Source organism: Nocardia sp. NPDC004278, from assembly GCF_053602975.1.
Genome location: NZ_JBSGEQ010000019.1, coordinates 39589 through 55127, shown reverse-complemented (window position 1 = coordinate 55127; position 15539 = coordinate 39589). Strand labels below are relative to the sequence as shown.

Genomic DNA, 15539 nt, shown 5'->3' with positions numbered 1-15539 from the left:
CACAGCACTCCCGAACCAGTCAGACTCAGCCGACCAGTGCCCACTCCAGGGCGCCTCGGCATCGTCCGCCTGGCGATCTCAAGAGAGAAGACGATGGCCAAGCTCAATCCTGAGCCGATCCGTGACCCGCAAACCGATCACCTTCTGACACCGCAGAACTGTGCCATCGTGTTGATAGATTTCCAGCCCGGCCAATACGCCACCGTGGGGTCCGCTACCCGTGCCGAGATCGACCTCGGCGCCATCACACTGGCCAAGCTGGCCCACGCCTACCGGGTACCGACTGTGGTATCCACGGTGGCGGTCGGGATGGGTGTCAACCAGCCCACTGTGCCCGAGTTGATGAACGAGCTGCCGGGCGTAATCGAAATCGATCGGACCGGCGTGAATTCCTGGGAGGACGCCGACTTCCGCGCCGCCATCGAAGCCACCGGCCGTAAGAAGATGATCATGGCCGGCCTCTGGACCGAGGTCTGCTTGGCATTCCCCACCCTTGACATGCTGAATGAAGGCTACGAGGTTTACCCCGTTGTCGACGCCGTCGGAGGGGTCTCCCCCGTCACGCACCAGACCGCAATCACCCGCATGGTCCAGGCCGGCGCCCACCCCATCACCTCGTTGGCCCTCGGCTGCGAACTGATGCGCAACTGGGCCCGCTCCGACGCAGACCTCTACCGGGTCATCATCAACGACTACTTCCACCGCAAGCGCCGAATCGGCGATACCACCGGCGACCTCTTCCGTCAGTAGATCGGGTTCTCCACCGTTCGGAATCAGGGATGTGACTTTCTCGGGTTCAACATCCGCCGGGACCACGGCTGATCAAACCCAGTGAAGACGACCGCTACCGCCGGGCGGGCTGGTTGCGCGCGTTGGATCGGCACGCGCAGCCACCGCTGCCCCGACGATCCCCGCGGTGTTCTGCAAGACGGCGGCCACCACCGGCGTGCGATTCTTCAGCAACGGAATCCATTTGTCGCCTTTGCGGCTGACCCCGCCACCGGCGATGAACAGGTCGGGCGAGATCGCGTTTTCGATGGCGACCAGCACCTTCGTCACCTCCGGTGCCCAACGCTTGTAGCTCCAGGCGTGCCTTTCCTTGACCGACGCGGCGCCCCGACGCTCGGCCTCCATTCCACCGACCTCGATGTGACCGAATTCAGTGTTGGGCAACAAAACCCCGTTATGGATCACCGCGGAACCGATGCCGGTGCCGAACGTCAGCAGCACAATGACGCCGTCGTTGTCCTTGCCGGCGCCGAACTCGACTTCGGCCAGTCCCGCCGCGTCGGCGTCATTGAGCAGGGTCACCGGCTGTCCGCCGAGTTCGGCGCTGATCACCTCCTGGGCGTTCACTCCGATCCAAGACTTGTCGAGGTGCGCGGCGGTACGGGCTACGCCGCCACTGACCACACCCGGATAGGTGACGCCGAGCGGCGCGTCCCACTGGAAGTGCTGCACCACCTCGCGGATCGTGTCGGCGAGAGCCTCCGGAGTAGCTGGCCGCGGAGTCGGGAGTCTGAAGCGGTCGCCGATCAGCTGCCCGGTGCCGAGATCGACGACGCCGCCCTTCACGCCGGTACCGCCCACGTCGATGCCGAAGCCCCAGCGATGCGGCTCAGCCTGGCTCGGCTTTTCGGTGACCGAAGGGGTGGAATCGGTCATGGACACTCCAGTACGTGACGGCGGCCCGAGGTCGGCTCGCTCCACAGATTCCGGGCTGGTCGTTACCGTGGGTTTCATCGAGTCCGCCTGGTCACGAATCGGAAATCGAGGCAGAGTTTTTGGGAGGCTGCCCGTTATTCCAACAAAAAGGGCGCAAAAGGTTCGTTCACAACGGCACTGCCCGCTTCGGGCACCCCGCTGAACGGATACGGCGCATGTCAGGGACATGCCCCGATACTGATGGTGCACATAACATCAAGCATCTATTGTCTCCCCCGGACCGGTATTCCTGCTACCGGCAAAAGCCGCCGGTCCCATTGCAGTTCGGCAGCGTATGTCAACACTGCAATACCCGCGGAACTGCGGGTGATGGGTCCGCTGGGACCGCCGCTACCCGCCGGGAATTCGCGGGCAAGTCGGTGTTGTCCTCGGTGGTGCTGGCCGATGTGCGGCTCACCAATAGACCACAAATTTCCTTTCCAGAGGTGAATGCAGTCAGTTGGATACAACGTTGACTGGGACGGCGACGTCAGTGGTGAGGGTGTGTTCGCTCCGCCAGATGTCGGACTCTCCAGAGAAGCGCGGAATTGCGGGTCTGGGTTGCTGCTGTGCGCGTTCGAACCGATCCACATCGCGCATCGGTGTGACAGCCATCAGCAATGAGTTCCAGGTCTCGCGCAGGAAGTTCCCGGTGGTACGGCGACATTCCGGCGCGGTCGCGTATCGGCGGGCGATGGTCACGAAGTCCTCAGGTTCCACGCCCGCGACGTCACGCACGTGCGTCGTCGGTCCGCCGAACTGCCATGTTCCCAGCGCGTATTCGGGCATGTAGTGGTGCAGGCTCGACTCGAGGAACACGTCGAAGCCCATCCGCTTGGCACCCACCCGCACCGCTTTCATGAACATGCGCGGAGGGACGTCGACGTGACGCACCCGCCGGCCCAGCGCCTCACCCATCGCATTCGCGAGGTCTGCCCCGGACATCAGTGTCGGACCGGTCGGGCGATAGGACCGGCCGTCGTGCCGATGGGGGTCGAGCAGCGCGCCCACCGCGACCCTCGCGATGTCCTCATTGGACGGCGGCGCGTTCAGCCCCGCCCCGGTCGGGAACGGCATTATTCCCATCTGCGCGGCCGTCGGTAGCAGGTTGAAGTAGTTATCGGCGAAGAACCCCGGGTCGACGGCCACGTGGGCGGTGTCGGGCAGCATTTCGAACAGCTTGTCCGTCAACCAGGCGTGGCGGGTCATCAGCGACGGATGCTCGGGGCTGGCCAGCCATTGGCCCAGCACCACCACCGCCTCCACCCCCGCCCGCCGCGCGGCCACGGCGAACGCGACCGCACTGTAGAGCACGTGCGGATGGTAGGGCGGATTGAAGTAGAGCCGATCAACACCCTCCAGTGCGGCCTGCACCTGCGGTATGTCGAGCATGTCTGCGACCACGATCTCCGCGCCCAGGGTCCGCAGCCGCGCGCTGCGAGCATCCTCGCGATGCACCAGAACCCTGGTCGGTACCCCGCGTTCCAGCAGCTGGGTGGCCACTGCGGAGCCGACCTTGCCCGTCGCTCCGGTTACCAGCACTCGCGTTTGCTTCATCACATGTCCTTCCGTGAGATCGACCAATGTGACCAACGGTCACTTCCAGATATGAGCGTGCGCCTCTATGTGACCGTTGTCAACATCAGGCTCGGCGTACCATCCTGGGGATATGACTGCTAGTGACACCCGGCCGGACCGGCGCAAGTCGTACCACCACGGTGCGCTGCGGTCCACGCTGGTCGAGGCGAGCGTCGCGCTCGCCCGCGCGGGCGGGCCGGACCGGGTCGTCCTGCGGGAGGCCGCCCGGGCGGCGGGCGTGTCCCATTCGGCCGCCTATCGTCACTTCGCCGACCGCGAGGCGCTGCTGGCCGAGGTGTCCCGGTACGCGAGAGCACAGCTCGGGGCCGAGATGCGACGCCGCATCGACCAGACCGACGACGTGCTCCTGCGTCTGGGCGCGGTCGGCGCCGCCTACATCGACTTCGCATTGTCAGAACCCGGCCTGTTCCGTTGCGCGTTCATCTCGCACCCCGTGACTGCCGGCGATCCACCCGCAGAACCCTCGACCAACGACGCCGCGTCGGAGCCGTTCACGATTCTCGGCCAAGTCCTGGACGAGGCGGTGCACGCGGGTCTTATGAGGTCGCAGCGCCGCCCCGGCGCGGAGATCGCCGCCTGGTCCGCCGTGCACGGACTCGCCGTCCTACTCGTCGATGGACCGCTTTCCGATACCCCGCCGGCCGTCGCCTTCGCCGTCGACCAGGTCCTCACGCTCATCGCCAACGGCCTTCTCAACCAAATGGATACGTAACCGGCATCAGCAAAATCCCCCCGTCGGCCGCATGCCGACGGGGGGATTTTTGTTCGATCAACGCGATAACGCACCGCCATCGGAGCGATAACGCCGGATGCGTCGTTGGACACGTGGCCGGTCGGCCCCGATCAGCTGGCCCATGGCGGATTGATGACCGTTCCGTCGAGCAGCTCACCTTGGAAGCCGACTGGAACGGTCACCACGAGGGTGGCGGTTTCGGTTCCGTTGTTTTCCAGGTTGATGGTCGAGCCCGCCGGGGCGAGGGCGGCATCGCCCACTCGCAATTCCTCCGGCTGACCGTCGATGGTCAGGGTCACCACACCCGCGATGATGACGAATGCCTCCTCTCGCAAAACCTTGTGCGGCACGCCCTTCAAGCCCGCGGGCACCTGGGTCTGCCAGACGCACAGTTCGGCACTGCCCATGCCGGGGCGGATATAGGAGGTGAATCGGGTGCCGTGCATTTCGTGGGTTTCGGCCTCGGCGGCACGGGTCACAGGCATGTCTTACTCCTTCATTTGGTCAAGCAACTTGACTATATAGTCAAGCAACTTGCCCATCTGTGTCAAGATGTCAGTCATGTCGGATCTGAAACCCGTCTCGACGCTGCGCCCCGGACAGGATCTCGCCCTGCTCCTGCTGGCCGCAGGAGCGGCCGCGACCGACGCCATTCATGCGGGAGTGGTCGCCGCCGGATTCGCCGATATACGGCCGACACACGGGTTCGCCTTCGTCCGACTGGCCCCGAGCGGTGCGACGGTCGGCGAGTTGGCCGAGCATCTGGGGGTGACCAAACAGGCCGCCAGTCAGTTGGTGGACGAACTCGTGCGCAAGGGCTACGCCGAACGCAACGCACATCCCGACGACGCCCGCGCGCGACTGATCACCCTCACCGATAAGGGATGGGCCTGCACACGCGCGGCAGATGCCGCGGCGGCGAACTTCGCCGACCAGTGGGCGTCCATTTTGGGCGATTCCGCAGTCGCCGAATTGCGTAACAATTTGACCCGCGTGGTGCCCCCCGGACGGGTCCGTCCGGCCTCATGGTGACCAAATTGAGACAAAGTGGCCCGCGTTACAGAGAAAAAAATGTGACCTGCGCCACAGCGCGTTTAGGAGCAAACTCCCCGCATAGGCAGGGTTTTTAGAAGCCCGACCAGGGCTTTCCAAGATCGGCAAACCCGTTCGTTCACCGCTCGTTCACCCTGCATTAACCCATCGTGACCAAGCTGAGATCAGGTCACGAACAGGCCAACAGTTTGGTTACACCGTGGAGCAATCCACACACAGTCGGAAAACGACCGCAACGGCAGATGGGTTTTCCCCGCCGCGGTCGCCGGAGAATCAGCGGCACTGATCGCATTCTCCCCGCACGACAGCGGCACCCGCCGGGAACCGACCCCGGGTGGCTCTTACCGCGTCGGGCGCCAGGGCTTCGCCTGGCCTTCACAACAAAACCCGAAAACAGCATACGAACCGATTCAGGCGGGCCTTCCAACCGGGTGCCCCGTCGGAGATCCGCGCTGCCTCCACCGGGCCGGATCGCCTCTCTGGACACGACAAGGAACTGATTTCGAAATGCTCGACAAACGCCTCTCTGCTTTCCGCCGCATGTCGCTCCGTGACAGTGTCACCCTCGCTGTCGCCGCAGCCGGCATCATCGCCGTCGGCACCTCCTCCGTAGTCGCGCTGGCCGACGACAGCGTTCCGTCGCGCATCGCTATGGTCGCCGAGCAGCAGCCCGCCGCCCCCGCGGTGACTCCCGCGGCCGAGCCGGTCGACGCCCAGGCCGTTGCCGGCCTGCCCGCATTGCCCGAGCTGCCGGCGCTGCCCGAGCTGCCGCCGGTCCCCGGCCTGACCCCGCCGCCGCCCCCGGCCCCGGTCTACGAGGACAACCTCGACGGCTGGATCCACCACGCCCTCGACATCATGGCCGCACAGGGCATCCCGGGCAGCTACAACGGCATCTACCGCAACATCATGCGTGAATCCGGTGGCAACCCCCAGGCCATCAACCTCTGGGACTCCAACGCCGCCGCCGGCATCCCCTCCAAGGGCCTGCTCCAGGTGATCGACCCCACCTTCAACGCCTACCACGTCGAGGGCACCGCCTGGGACATCTGGGATCCGGTGGCCAACATCACCGCCGCCTGCAACTACGCGGCGCACCGCTACGGCTCGATGGACAACGTCAACTCGGCGTACTGATCCGCGACTGCCTCGACAACGCCTCCCCGCCCGACGGCGGGGAGGCGTTGTCGTAGGGTCGACGCAGACCAACCACCATCGATGTGGACTGCGCCATGACCGATTACGCCCATTCCGACCACGCGTCGAAAAGCCGCGCCGAGAAGGCGCGCCGCCTCGCGGCCTATATCTGGGATCGTGGCATCACCGGGGCCGAACTGCTGGACATGCCCGCGGCGATCCTGCGAAAACTGGCGCGCGCCGCCGAGACGAATCCGCCGAGCACCGGCGAAACCTGGACGAATGTGGCCGACCTGCTCGACGAGAAGGACACCTGGGCCGCTCGTTATCCGGATCATCCTGCGGCACAACGCAATCACACCGATGAGAAGCTGCTGTGGGTGAAACCGCCGATCACACCGTGGTGATTCAGTAACCGAGTTCGGTACCGCTCTGCGCCTCGGCGACCACCTTATCGGCCAGCGACCGCAATGCCCGCGCCTCCGCGGGCGTCATGGGGTCGACGAAGATCCGGCGCACCAGTTCGACATGGTTCGGCGCCGCCTTTTCGAGCACCTTGCGTCCGGCCGGTGTGAGTTCGACCAGAATCCCCCTGGCGTCGTCGGCGGCCGGGCGGCGGTTGACGAGTCCGCGAGAAGCCATGCGCGCCAGGTGTTTCGAGAGCCTGCTCTTCTCCCAGCAGACCTCGGCGGCCAACTCCTTGGCGCGCAGGCAGCCGCTGGGGGCGGCCGACAGCGGCACTAGGAGTTCATAGTCGGCAGTGGACAGGCCGTCCTGGGCCAGCCCGGCCGAAAGCGCCGCGTCCAGCCGCTGGCGCAGCCGGATAAAGGCCTGCCAGGTCTCCTGCTCGTCATCGTTCAGCCATCGGACCACGGGAATGATCCTAGCCAGCCTTTGGTTGACATGGACACTAACCCGATCAGGAGGTGCCCATGCCAGCCATTACCGTCCCCGACATCATGGTGCTGCCGCGACTGCCTCGCCCGATCGATGCCACGCGCGAGCGCAAGGTCGGCACTATCACCACCGCCCATAAGCAGCGCGAAGGTGCGGGCTTCGAAGTGCGCCGCCCATTCCCGAGCATGGATCTACGCTCGGCCGATCCATTCATCCTGCTCGACCAGATGGGCCCGGTCGCCTACGAGCCGTACGAGGCCAAGGGCGCGCCGTGGCATCCACACCGCGGATTCGAGACCGTCACCTATGTCATGGACGGCACCATGGTGCACCACGACTCGAACGGCGGCGGTGGCGTCATCAGCGAGGGCGACACTCAGTGGATGACGGCCGGATCCGGCATCCTGCACGACGAACTGCCCGCCGAGGATCTGGTCGTCGCGGGTGGCTGGTTCCACGGCATCCAGCTGTGGGTCAATCTGCCGCGCGCGCAGAAGATGGCTACGCCGCGCTATCAGGATCTGCGCGGCTCCGAACTGACGATGGTCAGCTCGCACGATGGTGGCGCACTGGTGCGCATCATCGCGGGCGAGATCGGCGGTTTCGAAGGCCCCGGCTCGACCTACACCCCCATCGCCTACGCGCACGCCTCCATCACACCGGGCGGACAACTGGAAACCCCATGGCCGCAACGGTTTACCGCGATGGCATATGTGTTGTCCGGCAGCGGAACGGTGGGCGCCGAACGCCGACCGGTCAGCGAAGGACAACTCGCCGTCTTCGGCCCGGGCGACTCGCTCACCCTTACCGCGGATGCGGTGCAGCACAACCGAACCGGCGACCTGGAGGTGCTACTGCTCGGCGGCCAGCCGATCAAAGAGCCTGTCGTGCAATACGGTCCGTTCGTCATGAACACCCGCGCCGAAATCATCCAGGCAATGGCGGACTACCAGGCCGGGCGAATGGGAAATATTCCGGCCGAACACTCGGCGGGCAAGCGTATGGGCGAGTGACGGCGGTAGCGGTGATCTTCCCCTAATCCCCCTATTGTCAAGCTGCGCGGTTGACAACGGAGCGGCCCGTCACAACAGTGGATGCGGCGTCTCCCCCTGGACGCACATCCACCGCAGCAAACAAACAGAGGAATATATGAACGTTCGCCGGCTCACCGTCAGCGTTGCCGCCGCGGGACTGACCTTTTTAGCGGCGCCCGCAGCCCTGGCCGACGTCCCCTCCGGTTCCGCAGGAACGGGTTCATCCGCAATCGATACCGGTTCGGCCGCGACCGGCTCGGCAGGCATGTCTCAGACCGGCTCGGCCGGTGGCGCATTCGCCAACTGCGATGAGGCCCGCGCGGCGGGTCGGGCGCCGCTGTTCCGCGGGGAACCGGGCTATGGCCCGCATTTGGATCCGGACGGCGACGGCTTCGCCTGCCCGACGGTCTGATAGCCCAGAAACGCAGAACACCCGGTGTGGCTTGCCACACCGGGTGTTGTCGTTTTCGGCTCAGCGGAAAATCTTGAGCAGCACCAACCCGACGACCACCGCGGCCGCACCGATCAGGCTGTACTTCACCTTCGGCTCGTTCAGCTTCGCCATCACCATGTGCTTGGTGTCATCGGCAATGCGCTGCGGATCGGCCCGCACGGCAATTTCGTCGAGCGTGCTCGCGAGTCGTGTCCGCGCGGCCTCGATATCCTGCTCGATCCGCTCGGTATCCCTAGCCACGTGTGTCCTCCTGTGTCAGATGTGCCGCGAACGCGCTCGCCGACGAGTCTAGCCAGCCGCACCGAGTCGGTGCGGGCTCCATTGTCGGGACGTTCGATTACCGTGCAAGGCGTGACCGACAACCAACGACTCTCCCCCGGCGATCCCGCCCCCGATTTCACCCTGCCCGACGCCGACGGCAAGAACGTGTCGCTGTCCGATTACCGCGGCCGCAAGGTGATCGTCTACTTCTACCCGGCCGCGAGTACCCCCGGCTGCACCAAGCAGGCCTGCGATTTCCGCGACAACCTCGCCGACCTCGAGGGCGCGGGCATCGAGGTCATCGGCATCTCCCCGGATAAGCCCGCCAAGCTGGCCAAATTCCGCGATACCGAGAAGCTCACCTTCCCACTGCTGTCGGATCCGGATAAGTCCGTACTCACCGCATGGGGCGCATTCGGCGAGAAGACCATGTACGGCAAAACCATCACCGGCGTGATCCGCTCCACCTTCCTGGTCGACGACGAGGGCAAGATCGAGGTCGCCCAATACAACGTCCGCGCCACCGGCCACGTCGCCAAACTCCGCCGCGACCTGTCGGTGTAGACCTACGTCTCGAACGAGCGCGCGAACTGCTCGTAGCCATCCAGCAGCCGATCCGAACCGAACCGCAGATCGCCCTCGGCCCAGTTCGTTTCGTCCAGGTCGAAGGCCTGCAGCAAGATGGAAGGGCCAATGCCGGAGTAGCGCTGCGGAGCGAAACATTCAGCACCAGTTGTAGTTTCACCGGTTCGGGCACCGCGGTACCGGCGAAGGCGGACAGCCCGACGTCCAGCCAGGCCATATTCCGCGGTCCCATCGGCGGCGCCAACGGTCGACCCACCACGGATGCTGTCCGATCATCCGGAGCTCCGCCCACGCCCAGGCCTTGATGCGAACCCGCCAGCTCGGATCTAGGCCCCACATCAATGCGAAGACCTTGGATTTTTACCTTCGTCTTCATGTTCCTGCCGTATGTGAGCAGTGCGTTCGTTCCACTGCAGTCCATGCCGAGTTGGCTGCACTGGTTCGCCGAGAATCAGCCGGTCACCCCGGTGACCAAGACCATGCGCCGGTTGCTGATGGGCACACCGATCGGCGACAGCGCGCTGCTGGCCGCAGGTGCTCGGGTATCGCCGCGGGCGCGCTGTTCCGGCGTTGGGCGGCGAATTGAGCCCGAATAGCGAAAAGTCCGGTGCCGCTTGGGCACCGGACCTTTTTGCGTTATCCGTTAGGTGGGCATTATCTGCTGGGCCGCCCATTGCAGGACCAAGCGGAGGTGGTTGTCCCACCAGCGGTAGGACTCGGGGGTGAAGTCCGGCGGAGGCGGGGATTCACCGGGGAACAGCATGGCACCGTTGGGGGCGCCGACCTTGATGGTCGGTCCGGGTATGCCCGCCCCGGGGACCTGCTGCGGCAATACCGCCGCCTCGTTTTCGTGCTCGTGCACATCGAAGGGGGCCAGGGCGAGCGGCGATTGTCCGCCCCAGTGCTGCGCGGAGTACAGCGGGGATCCGCCCAGGTCGTATTGGGCCGCCGTCGCATCGGAGGTGGGTCCGGCCGCAGCGGGCTGCCGGGCATCCGGTCGGTCGAAGGGGTAAGGGTTCGGCTGAACCGACGAGCCCGCAGTGGAGCCGCTGGCCGATCCGGTGCCGTCGACCACGCGCGCGTCCGCGGCGACCCGTGCTTGCGCGGTGGCCGATGCGGCGCCGTGCGACGAGGTGTTCGCCACGTACAGCCCGCCCGCGACCATACCGCCCGCCAGTACACCGGCCGCGGCGACCAGCACACCGGTGCCTCGCGTACTCCTGACCGGCTCGACCGGTTCGACCGGACCTTCCACATCGGACATGGCGAACAGCGCCGCACCGACCGCGGTGGCGGATGTCGCGATCTTGCACGGAATAACCGGCGCACCGAATCCGTCCATCGCCGTCGCCACCATCGCCACACCCGCACCCGAGCCGATCAGCACGACCGCGGACGGACGAACAGCGGCCGCCTCGAACTCATCCCACGCCACTGCCACCGCGGCGTCGAGCGCCGTGGCGGTGGTGCGGCCCGACTGGCTCGTCGCGGCCAGCACCCGGCTGCGCCGACGGTCGACCAGAGTGAAGGCCTGATACCCCGGGACGACTTCGCAGATGAGTAGGTCGTTGAATTCATCGAGCCAGGTCATGACTCCGGCCACGCTCAGATGTGCGGCCTTCGCCGAAACCAGCGAGGCGGCATGCCACGGCCCGGACGCCAACCTGGTGACGATCGCGCGGCGTTCGGCGGCATCGCGGTAAGCGACCGCCGTGCCGCTGATCGCCTGATCCGGCCCGAACTCGGCGGCGAGGGAGTTCATCGCCGTCTCGACCGCGACCGCCAGGTCCGCCTTGGATTCGCTCCGAGTCTTCACCACCCGTTGATGCAGCACACGCTCGGGTAGCTGCTCGCCGCCGTCGGCGAGGGCTACCGCGTGAACGGCGCCGCGTTCGGTGGAAACGCCAAGTGTTACCACAGATCGAGCTCCCACTGATCACGCCTTCCCAGTGCATTTTGCGAGCCCACGAGCTTGCCGAAACCCCTGAGCCCCTTGGATTCCCCGGCCTGAACGCGCTTTGTGATGCACGCACGCTCGGTTATGTGTTCGGGGCCGTATCCGACTTGGATGGGTGTTGAAATGTGACAGTTCTTAACACGCAGATACTGTGCGCGTGTCGCACGCGTGTCGATACCGCTAGCCTTGATACGTGGATGTACGCACGGAGGCCAGGTCGAAGCAGCGACGTCTGGACCCTGCGTTGGACCTGCAGGACGACCCCCAGGAGCTCATGCCCCGGCGCAGGCCCACTCAGGAACGCAGCAAACGCAAGTTCGATGCCCTGTTGCAGGCATCCCGGGAATTGCTCGTCGAGGTCGGGTTCGAATCGTTCACCTGTGAAGAGGTCGCGGCCAGGGCCGAGGTGCCGATCGGCACGCTGTACCAGTTCTTCGCCAATAAGTACGTCATTGTCTGTGAGCTGAATCGCCAAGACCTCGTTGCCGTTTCGCAGGAGCTCGCCGATTTCCACGGTGAGATCCCGTCATTGGACTGGTTGCGGCATATGAATCAGTTCGTCGACCATCTGGCGAATCTGTGGATGACCGACCCGTCCCGGCGCGAAGTCTGGCTGGCGATGCAGTCGACCCCGTCCACCCGGGCCACCGGCGCGATCCACGAAAAGGAGTTCGCCGAGGTCGTCTCGCAGATGCTGCGTCCGCTGACCCCGCGCACCCCCCGCGCACGCCGCACCATGATGGCCGAGGTCCTGGTCCACGTCGTCTATTCGATGCTGAACTTCTCCGTCCAGGACGATCAGACCAATACCGAGGCCGTCTCCGAGCTCAAGCGCCTCATGGTGGCCTACCTAATGGTCGCCGAGAAGGAATCCCGCACCGCCAGCCAGCGCTGACGCGGATCCTCGTGCAGCCGCCGAGAGCATGCATGAGGCGGTCACTTTGCACCATACCGGGTTTGGGGCCGCATTCAGTTCACTGCGATGACAGCGGATCATGAGTGATTGTGCGCAAAATGTGGGCACAAACGGGCGCTCCTAGTCTCGAATTCGACACTGGCAGTATCCATTTCAGTACTGGCGACCCGCATCCGGAGTGATCTTCCCGGCCTCCACCAACACGCGCCAGGCGGCCGTCTTGGGCGGGCACTCACCGACCCGGCATCCCCGATGCCGCTGCATCGTCAGCTGCGCCTCGAGCACCGCCATCGGCCGGTCCGGTGCCTCATGCGGGTACCCGTCCGGCCAAACCTTCGCATCCATCTCGCTGCACTCCTGTCGTACCCGCCGCTGAATCTCGGCCACACTCCTGCCTTCCGGCACCCGGATCGGCCACATCCACGCCGCCGCGAACACCGCTGTCGGCACCGCCAGCGCGGCAACCATTCCGACCATCCACCCCGACACGACCCTCACCCGATCTCGTTGTCCACGACCGAGATCGGGTCCACATCGATCGACATGAGCGCCAACGCGCCGACGATCGTGGCCATCACATCGGCGTCGAGGTCGGCGAACTCGATCTCCCAGCCGTCTTCGCCGACCAGCGACCACGATCCGTCTGTGCGCTGGAGGTAGCGATAGCCCTCGTCGTCGGCAGTATCATCCACGCCTCGTTCGTTCTCATCATCGATTCGCGCGGGCAGATCCATCGCCGGTCCCCTTCCCTTCGGTTGGTGGGCACCCGCCGCCGGGGAGCCGATGAGGGGCACAGCATCGACCCGGCGGCGGGGCTGCGGCGACAGTAGGCTCGTAAAGCACTCTGTTTCGCCCGCGGATACGCCAATCCTTCTGAAAGATATGGAAATCGGTATAAGGTGCGGTTGAGTGCGAGGCTGCTGTCAGGCATCGGACTATCCGGCAGTACCTATGACGGCTCAGCGATGTGGCGGTGGCATCCGAGGTGCATATGACGACCGGCCAGACCATCCGGCGGATTCGCAAGTCCATCGGCATGACTCAGGCGGAATTGGGTGCGCTCCTCCATCTCACCCAGCCAGCGGTATCACAACTGGAGCACGACGGCCCGGCTGTTTGCGATGTCCGCGTTCTACGCCGCGTGGCGAAGGCGCTGCAAGTGCCGCTTGCTGTGCTGGTGGTGGAGTCGGACGAGGAGGCAGACGTGCAACGTCGCCAATTCTTCAGAGCAGGCGCGGTTGGCGTTGGTGCGGCCGTCCTGCCTGGAAGGCAACCCCCCTCCAACGCGGCAGCATCTGCTCGCGTCAATGTGGGCCGGACGGACGTCGACCGAATTGTCCACAGTGTCAACCAGATTCATCAATTGCGGCTGGTTGCTGGCGGCGATCGACTTTGCGAAGTGGCAGCCAACGAAGCACGGTATGTCGAGCACTTGCTGGACCACGGCAGCTACACCGACAAGGTAGGCAACGCCCTGACCGGCGCCGCAGCCGAGATGATGACGGCGGCAGGTTGGGTCCACTACGACGCCGGACAGTGGAAGGAGGCACGACGCTACTACGCGGACGCGGCCCAGGCTGCCACGATTTGCGGAGATGGTGTTGCCGCAGCTCATGCTTGGATCAATGCCTGCTTGCTGTCGTACCGGGAAGGTTCGCGGCCGCGGGAGGGGGTTCAACTGGCCGAAGCCGCGCAGCTCGCGGCCCGGCGAGCTGGCGGCCCGAAGCTGCGGGCTTTGGCCGCTATCCGTGAAGCCGAGGCTTACAGCGTCATCGGCGATCGGTCCGCGACGGTTGCGGCGATCAACCGAGCGCACCGCGCCTACGAGTCAACCCAGGGCCGTGATCCGGCATACCGTTGCGTCAACCAGGCTGCGGACTGCGCTGACTGACATCGCCGAGGAGTTGCGGCGATATGTGTCGATGGCCGAGGTGCGGGAATTCTTCGGACTGTGGGCGGAGCGATAACCCTGCTATTCCTTCGCCTGAAGGTATGCGAAAACGCGACTGCTCAACACGTCGTAGCGCTGCCGAGTCCTGTCATATGACAGGCAGTAATCTCGTGTCGAAGGGAAGCCCTTCGTCTTCGGCTCTGGGGCGGAAAAGGATGTTCCTGGAGGAAACTGCGCTCGAGTGAGATCGACCGTTTCGCTGTCGATGATGTTGAAATAGTGAGAAACGGTTTCTCCGCTCGGCAGAGTGGCGATGGAATTGAGGATGTTCCCGCCGAAATAGTCCTGAACGACGCAAGCGGTCACGGCGCACTGTCCCTTGGCCGGATTGCGCTCAGTCCAATCCGACGCACTGCTTGTCACCGCAGACCAGACCGCCTGAACAGCATGTTCGAGAGCTTGACGGGATACGACAACCACAGGTGCAGGGTACCGGCGCACGGATGGCACGCGCAGCTCGATCAGCAACTAAGGACACGACAGGTGCCCTCACCCGTGGACCCCGTGGACCTGCTGAGCCTGCCAGAATTTCTGCCGTGCGCGCGTACGGCCTCACCACCAGCGAGGTAACTTGCCCGAAGGCGTCACCCCACTCCGCGCCGCCACTACATCATCGCCAATGAGTGGAGGCCAGAGACACACGAGGCGATCTAGACCGCCCATCCGTTCTTGATCAATATCCCTTGGTCCGAAATGGCGTTCTAGTCTCTGCCGTCCCGGCCTTCGCCGAGACGGCAGAGAGTCACCGATATCGGTCCAGGATCAGCCGCTCGCTTCGCGGCCCTCGATGAGATCGGCGAGTTCGCCTGGGTCTTCCAATACGACCATGGCGGCAGCTGTGTCGCCGTCATGGGTCAGGGACAGATGAACCCTTGCGCGCGGCAGGAATTCGGCGGCAAGGCCGTGTAGTTTGATGCTCGGCCGACCCCAGGCGTCATTGACGACCTCGATCAGCGGGTACGGGTTGTCGCCGATCTGCGGGCGGCGCGCGAAACGCGATGACGCCCAAGCTTTCAGCACCGCTTCCTTCGCCGCCCAGCGCGCGGCATAACTGCGTGCCGGATCAGTGCCCTTGCTCTGACAGTAGCGCCGCTCACCGGCCGTGAAACTCTCCCGGAGCATGGTGGTTCCGGATCTTTGCAACTGTTCGGCGAACTCGGAGATGGTCACCAAGTCCAAGCCGATCCCCAGGATGGTCAATGCGTCGCCGCTCCTCAGCCCGCTAGCTCGATCAAAGTCAGAGTGCGGCCGCCGAAGC

The 15539-nt window shown here is 64.9% G+C and carries 20 protein-coding genes and 1 pseudogene; 11 read left to right on the top strand and 10 right to left on the bottom strand.

The window, feature by feature from the left end; genetic code table 11:
- Positions 1 to 93: 93 nt before the first annotated feature.
- Entirely contained in the window at positions 94 to 750 is a 657-nt protein-coding gene (locus tag ACWEO2_RS26460) for a hydrolase (protein ID WP_452407768.1), read from the top strand.
- Positions 751 to 822: 72 nt separating this feature from the next.
- Here the strand turns inward: ACWEO2_RS26460 and ppgK are convergent, their stop codons facing one another.
- Positions 823 to 1665 carry a polyphosphate--glucose phosphotransferase gene (ppgK, locus tag ACWEO2_RS26455; RefSeq protein ID WP_452407866.1) on the bottom strand — a complete coding sequence of 281 codons (843 nt, stop codon included), beginning with the start codon at positions 1663 to 1665 and terminating at the stop codon, positions 823 to 825.
- Positions 1666 to 2160: 495 nt separating this feature from the next.
- Entirely contained in the window at positions 2161 to 3261 is a 1101-nt protein-coding gene (locus tag ACWEO2_RS26450) for an NmrA family NAD(P)-binding protein (protein WP_452407767.1), read from the bottom strand.
- A gap of 112 nt (positions 3262 to 3373) precedes the next feature.
- Between ACWEO2_RS26450 and ACWEO2_RS26445 the strand changes: the two genes are divergently transcribed.
- Complete coding sequence (locus ACWEO2_RS26445; RefSeq protein WP_452407766.1) at positions 3374 to 4015, top strand: TetR/AcrR family transcriptional regulator; 642 nt, start codon at positions 3374 to 3376, stop codon at positions 4013 to 4015.
- A 131-nt stretch (positions 4016 to 4146) separates the two neighbouring features.
- Here ACWEO2_RS26445 and ACWEO2_RS26440 read toward each other — a convergent pair whose 3' ends face one another.
- Positions 4147 to 4521, bottom strand: a complete 375-nt coding sequence (locus ACWEO2_RS26440) for a cupin domain-containing protein (protein ID WP_452407765.1) — start codon at positions 4519 to 4521, stop codon at positions 4147 to 4149.
- Positions 4522 to 4597: 76 nt separating this feature from the next.
- Here ACWEO2_RS26440 and ACWEO2_RS26435 point away from each other — a divergent pair, with 76 nt between their 5' ends.
- The 3 genes from ACWEO2_RS26435 to ACWEO2_RS26425 all read left to right on the top strand — a co-directional run bounded on the left by ACWEO2_RS26435 (position 4598) and on the right by ACWEO2_RS26425 (position 6633).
- Positions 4598 to 5068, top strand: a complete 471-nt coding sequence (locus tag ACWEO2_RS26435) for a MarR family winged helix-turn-helix transcriptional regulator (protein ID WP_452407764.1) — start codon at positions 4598 to 4600, stop codon at positions 5066 to 5068.
- Between the two features lie 528 nt (positions 5069 to 5596).
- A complete protein-coding gene (locus ACWEO2_RS26430) occupies positions 5597 to 6226 on the top strand; it encodes a transglycosylase SLT domain-containing protein (RefSeq protein ID WP_452407763.1) in 630 nt (209 codons plus the stop codon).
- Between the two features lie 95 nt (positions 6227 to 6321).
- Complete coding sequence (locus ACWEO2_RS26425) at positions 6322 to 6633, top strand: hypothetical protein (RefSeq protein ID WP_355180945.1); 312 nt, start codon at positions 6322 to 6324, stop codon at positions 6631 to 6633.
- A 1-nt stretch (position 6634) separates the two neighbouring features.
- Here the strand turns inward: ACWEO2_RS26425 and ACWEO2_RS26420 are convergent, their stop codons facing one another.
- Positions 6635 to 7099, bottom strand: a complete 465-nt coding sequence (locus tag ACWEO2_RS26420) for a MarR family winged helix-turn-helix transcriptional regulator (protein ID WP_354961389.1) — start codon at positions 7097 to 7099, stop codon at positions 6635 to 6637.
- Positions 7100 to 7158: 59 nt separating this feature from the next.
- Between ACWEO2_RS26420 and ACWEO2_RS26415 the strand changes: the two genes are divergently transcribed.
- Together ACWEO2_RS26415 and ACWEO2_RS26410 are read left to right on the top strand one after the other, a co-directional pair.
- A complete protein-coding gene (locus ACWEO2_RS26415) occupies positions 7159 to 8136 on the top strand; it encodes a pirin family protein (RefSeq protein ID WP_452407762.1) in 978 nt (325 codons plus the stop codon).
- Between the two features lie 136 nt (positions 8137 to 8272).
- Complete coding sequence (locus tag ACWEO2_RS26410) at positions 8273 to 8569, top strand: excalibur calcium-binding domain-containing protein (protein WP_354961387.1); 297 nt, start codon at positions 8273 to 8275, stop codon at positions 8567 to 8569.
- A 60-nt stretch (positions 8570 to 8629) separates the two neighbouring features.
- Here the strand turns inward: ACWEO2_RS26410 and ACWEO2_RS26405 are convergent, their stop codons facing one another.
- The gene (locus ACWEO2_RS26405; protein ID WP_452407761.1) at positions 8630 to 8851 is read right to left on the bottom strand and encodes a DUF3618 domain-containing protein; all 222 of its coding nucleotides are present in this window, start codon (positions 8849 to 8851) and stop codon (positions 8630 to 8632) included.
- Between the two features lie 111 nt (positions 8852 to 8962).
- Between ACWEO2_RS26405 and bcp the strand changes: the two genes are divergently transcribed.
- Together bcp and ACWEO2_RS26395 are read left to right on the top strand one after the other, a co-directional pair.
- On the top strand, positions 8963 to 9436 hold the full coding sequence (gene bcp, locus ACWEO2_RS26400) for a thioredoxin-dependent thiol peroxidase (RefSeq protein ID WP_452407760.1): 474 nt from the start codon (positions 8963 to 8965) through the stop codon (positions 9434 to 9436).
- Positions 9437 to 9816: 380 nt separating this feature from the next.
- Positions 9817 to 10043 (top strand): annotated as a pseudogene (locus tag ACWEO2_RS26395) (ABC transporter permease); the annotation flags it as partial.
- 57 nt (positions 10044 to 10100) lie between these two features.
- Here the strand turns inward: ACWEO2_RS26395 and ACWEO2_RS26390 are convergent.
- Positions 10101 to 11375 (bottom strand): hypothetical protein, encoded by a 1275-nt coding sequence (locus ACWEO2_RS26390; RefSeq protein WP_452407759.1) that lies wholly within the window; start codon positions 11373 to 11375, stop codon positions 10101 to 10103.
- Between the two features lie 313 nt (positions 11376 to 11688).
- On the opposite strand from ACWEO2_RS26390, the gene ACWEO2_RS26385 reads away from it, so the two are divergent.
- On the top strand, positions 11689 to 12309 hold the full coding sequence (locus ACWEO2_RS26385; protein ID WP_354960596.1) for a TetR/AcrR family transcriptional regulator: 621 nt from the start codon (positions 11689 to 11691) through the stop codon (positions 12307 to 12309).
- A gap of 174 nt (positions 12310 to 12483) precedes the next feature.
- Here the strand turns inward: ACWEO2_RS26385 and ACWEO2_RS26380 are convergent, their stop codons facing one another.
- Complete coding sequence (locus ACWEO2_RS26380; RefSeq protein WP_452407758.1) at positions 12484 to 12828, bottom strand: hypothetical protein; 345 nt, start codon at positions 12826 to 12828, stop codon at positions 12484 to 12486.
- Complete coding sequence (locus ACWEO2_RS26375; RefSeq protein ID WP_355180933.1) at positions 12825 to 13022, bottom strand: hypothetical protein; 198 nt, start codon at positions 13020 to 13022, stop codon at positions 12825 to 12827. The genes ACWEO2_RS26380 and ACWEO2_RS26375 overlap by 4 nt, the downstream gene beginning before the upstream one ends.
- A gap of 299 nt (positions 13023 to 13321) precedes the next feature.
- Here ACWEO2_RS26375 and ACWEO2_RS26370 point away from each other — a divergent pair, with 299 nt between their 5' ends.
- Entirely contained in the window at positions 13322 to 14221 is a 900-nt protein-coding gene (locus tag ACWEO2_RS26370) for a helix-turn-helix domain-containing protein (protein ID WP_452407757.1), read from the top strand.
- Positions 14222 to 14302: 81 nt separating this feature from the next.
- Here ACWEO2_RS26370 and ACWEO2_RS26365 read toward each other — a convergent pair whose 3' ends face one another.
- Positions 14303 to 14749 carry a YunG family protein gene (locus ACWEO2_RS26365; RefSeq protein ID WP_452407756.1) on the bottom strand — a complete coding sequence of 149 codons (447 nt, stop codon included), beginning with the start codon at positions 14747 to 14749 and terminating at the stop codon, positions 14303 to 14305.
- Between the two features lie 294 nt (positions 14750 to 15043).
- The gene (gene acpS / locus ACWEO2_RS26360) at positions 15044 to 15481 is read right to left on the bottom strand and encodes a holo-ACP synthase AcpS (RefSeq protein WP_354960586.1); all 438 of its coding nucleotides are present in this window, start codon (positions 15479 to 15481) and stop codon (positions 15044 to 15046) included.
- Positions 15482 to 15539: the final 58 nt, after the last annotated feature.

Excerpts from the sequence above, each read along its gene's own strand:
- ACWEO2_RS26435 (WP_452407764.1), top strand. The coding sequence starts at position 4,598 with ATGTCGGATCTGAAACCCGTCTCGACGCTGCGCCCCGGACAGGATCTC.
- ACWEO2_RS26370 (WP_452407757.1), top strand. The coding sequence starts at position 13,322 with ATGACGACCGGCCAGACCATCCGGCGGATTCGCAAGTCCATCGGCATG.
- ACWEO2_RS26460 (WP_452407768.1), top strand. The coding sequence starts at position 94 with ATGGCCAAGCTCAATCCTGAGCCGATCCGTGACCCGCAAACCGATCAC.
- ACWEO2_RS26450 (WP_452407767.1), bottom strand. The coding sequence starts at position 3,261 with ATGAAGCAAACGCGAGTGCTGGTAACCGGAGCGACGGGCAAGGTCGGC.
- ACWEO2_RS26425 (WP_355180945.1), top strand. The coding sequence starts at position 6,322 with ATGACCGATTACGCCCATTCCGACCACGCGTCGAAAAGCCGCGCCGAG.
- ACWEO2_RS26440 (WP_452407765.1), bottom strand. The coding sequence starts at position 4,521 with ATGCCTGTGACCCGTGCCGCCGAGGCCGAAACCCACGAAATGCACGGC.
- ACWEO2_RS26415 (WP_452407762.1), top strand. The coding sequence starts at position 7,159 with ATGCCAGCCATTACCGTCCCCGACATCATGGTGCTGCCGCGACTGCCT.
- ACWEO2_RS26430 (WP_452407763.1), top strand. The coding sequence starts at position 5,597 with ATGCTCGACAAACGCCTCTCTGCTTTCCGCCGCATGTCGCTCCGTGAC.
- ACWEO2_RS26385 (WP_354960596.1), top strand. The coding sequence starts at position 11,689 with ATGCCCCGGCGCAGGCCCACTCAGGAACGCAGCAAACGCAAGTTCGAT.
- ppgK (WP_452407866.1), bottom strand. The coding sequence starts at position 1,665 with ATGACCGATTCCACCCCTTCGGTCACCGAAAAGCCGAGCCAGGCTGAG.
- ACWEO2_RS26410 (WP_354961387.1), top strand. The coding sequence starts at position 8,273 with ATGAACGTTCGCCGGCTCACCGTCAGCGTTGCCGCCGCGGGACTGACC.
- ACWEO2_RS26445 (WP_452407766.1), top strand. The coding sequence starts at position 3,374 with ATGACTGCTAGTGACACCCGGCCGGACCGGCGCAAGTCGTACCACCAC.